Annotated in this window: 3 protein-coding genes; all 3 read left to right on the top strand. The window is 59.1% G+C overall.

The window, feature by feature from the left end; translation table 11 throughout:
- Positions 1–807 (top strand): DUF3363 domain-containing protein (locus FTV41_RS15305; protein WP_223364268.1); only part of this gene is annotated, 807 nt, incomplete at its 5' end.
- A 224-nt stretch (positions 808–1,031) separates the two neighbouring features.
- A complete protein-coding gene (gene floR / locus FTV41_RS14200; RefSeq protein WP_000214122.1) occupies positions 1,032–2,246 on the top strand; it encodes a chloramphenicol/florfenicol efflux MFS transporter FloR in 1,215 nt (404 codons plus the stop codon).
- Positions 2,247–2,273: 27 nt separating this feature from the next.
- Positions 2,274–2,579, top strand: a complete 306-nt coding sequence (locus tag FTV41_RS14205; protein ID WP_001255015.1) for a LysR family transcriptional regulator — start codon at positions 2,274–2,276, stop codon at positions 2,577–2,579.
- Positions 2,580–2,699: the final 120 nt, after the last annotated feature.

Genomic DNA, 2,699 nt, shown 5'->3' on the forward strand with positions numbered 1-2,699 from the left:
GTAAATTTTCAGCGTTGCTGGCTCCCCGTCAGCCGGATTGGGTTGCATCGCAGGGGTGTCGAAAGAGTCAACTGCGGTCCAAAGCTGTTGGACTTGGGTGAAAAGGGCGTTTATTCTTCCTATACGTGCCGCGTTCCAGGCGGCGACTATGAGGGCTATGTCGATGCCCATGTGCGCCGGCTGGAGGCGCTACGCCGGGCCGGTATCGTCGAGCGGATCGACGCCGACCAATGGCGCATCCCCGATGATCTGGTCAGCCGTGCCGCCGCCCATGACGCCGGCCGAGACAGTCAGGCCAGCGTTCGCGTCCTTTCCCCGGTCGATCTGAACAAACAGATCGGATCGGACGGCGCGACCTGGCTGGACCGGCGGCTGATCCACGGCGAGACGGCCGACCTTGCGCCAACCGGCTTCGGGCAACAAGTCCGCGAAGCCATGGACCAGCGCCGCGAGCACCATATCGAACAGGGCGACGCCACCCGCAGCCGGGACAGCCGCGTCTTCTACCGGCGCAACCTTCTCGCCATCCTGCGGGAGCGCGAGGTAGCCGGCGTCGGATCGGATATGGCTTTGAGTAAGGGCCTGCCGTTCCGCGCCGCCACGGACGGCGAGAGCGTCAGCGGCAAGTTTACCGGAACCGTGCATCTATCGAGCGGCAAGTTCGCCGTGGTCGAGAAATCCCATGAGTTCACCCTTGTCCCGTGGCGGCCGATCATCGACCGCCAACTCGGCCGCGAGGTTATGGGCATCGTGCAGGGCGGGTCGGTGTCGTGGCAGTTAGGGCGGCAGAGGGGGCTGGAACGCTGAGTGCGCCCATGCCGCATTGCGAAGCAAAAGATAATCGGATAAAATGTAGCAATTCATATTCGTAAGCGTGGAGTAATCAGATGGGAAATTCCAAGTCAGCAGACAAGTAAGCCGCAACAACCAGTATTGTTGTTGCGGCGCTCTGTAAGGCTAGTCTCATCTGATTGCTGACGAGCAGACGTCGCCCGGTATTCCTTTATTCCTTAATCGAGGGTTGATTCGTCATGACCACCACACGCCCCGCGTGGGCCTATACGCTGCCGGCAGCACTGCTGCTGATGGCTCCTTTCGACATCCTCGCTTCACTGGCGATGGATATTTATCTCCCTGTCGTTCCAGCGATGCCCGGCATCCTGAACACGACGCCCGCTATGATCCAACTCACGTTGAGCCTCTATATGGTGATGCTCGGCGTGGGCCAGGTGATTTTTGGTCCGCTCTCAGACAGAATCGGGCGACGGCCAATTCTACTTGCGGGCGCAACGGCTTTCGTCATTGCGTCTCTGGGAGCAGCTTGGTCTTCAACTGCACCGGCCTTTGTCGCTTTCCGTCTACTTCAAGCAGTGGGCGCGTCGGCCATGCTGGTGGCGACGTTCGCGACGGTTCGCGACGTTTATGCCAACCGTCCTGAGGGTGTCGTCATCTACGGCCTTTTCAGTTCGATGCTGGCGTTCGTGCCTGCGCTCGGCCCTATCGCCGGAGTATTGATCGGCGAGTTCTTGGGATGGCAGGCGATATTCATTACTTTGGCTATACTGGCGATGCTCGCACTCCTAAATGCGGGTTTCAGGTGGCACGAAACCCGCCCTCTGGATCAAGTCAAGACGCGCCGATCTGTCTTGCCGATCTTCGCGAGTCCGGCTTTTTGGGTTTACACTGTCGGCTTTAGCGCCGGTATGGGCACCTACTTCGTCTTCTTCTCGACGGCTCCCCGTGTGCTCATAGGCCAAGCGGAATATTCCGAGATCGGATTCAGCTTTGCCTTCGCCACTGTCGCGCTTGTAATGATCGTGACAACCCGTTTCGCGAAGTCCTTTGTCGCCAGATGGGGCATCGCAGGATGCGTGGCGCGTGGGATGGCGTTGCTTGTTTGCGGAGCGGTCCTGTTGGGGATCGGCGAACTTTACGGCTCGCCGTCATTCCTCACCTTCATCCTACCGATGTGGGTTGTCGCGGTCGGTATTGTCTTCACGGTGTCCGTTACCGCGAACGGCGCTTTGGCAGAGTTCGACGACATCGCGGGATCAGCGGTCGCGTTCTACTTCTGCGTTCAAAGCCTGATAGTCAGCATTGTCGGGACATTGGCGGTGGCACTTTTAAACGGTGACACAGCGTGGCCCGTGATCTGTTACGCCACGGCGATGGCGGTACTGGTTTCGTTGGGGCTGGTGCTCCTTCGGCTCCGTGGGGCTGCCACCGAGAAGTCGCCAGTCGTCTAACCGACGACTGGTAGCAGGCCCGCTCCGATGCGGCGCACTAACCATCGAAACCTCGTGAATGTCGGTATCCTGTCTGGCAGGATACCGCTCATTTCCCTTGTTCAGTTCATCGCCGTCGCCGAGCATCTGAATTTTCGGCATGCGGCCAAGGCACTTGGTATCAGCCAGTCGAGCGTCAGCGCGCGTGTGAAAGCGCTGGAGGATAACCTTGGTGTCCTGCTATTTGAGCGCCATGCGCGGGGCGTTCGGCTAACAGACGCAGGCAGGCACTTCATGGAGCGTGTCACGGCGGGTGTCGATCAACTCGATCACGCAGTGAAGACCGCGGAGTGACGGGCACTGGCTGGCAATGTCTAGCAACGGCAGGCATTTCGGCTGAGGGTAAAAGAACTTTCCGCTAAGCGATAGACTGTATGTAAACACAGTATTGCAAGGACGCGGAACATGCCTCAT

The organism is Acinetobacter sp. YH16051, assembly GCF_013417135.1.
GTDB classification, from domain to species: domain Bacteria; phylum Pseudomonadota; class Gammaproteobacteria; order Pseudomonadales; family Moraxellaceae; genus Acinetobacter; species Acinetobacter towneri.

What these genes read in the sequence shown, in the direction of transcription:
- floR (WP_000214122.1), top strand. Translation starts at nt 1,032, where the DNA reads ATGACCACCACACGCCCCGCGTGGGCCTATACGCTGCCGGCAGCACTG.
- FTV41_RS14205 (WP_001255015.1), top strand. Translation starts at nt 2,274, where the DNA reads ATGCGGCGCACTAACCATCGAAACCTCGTGAATGTCGGTATCCTGTCT.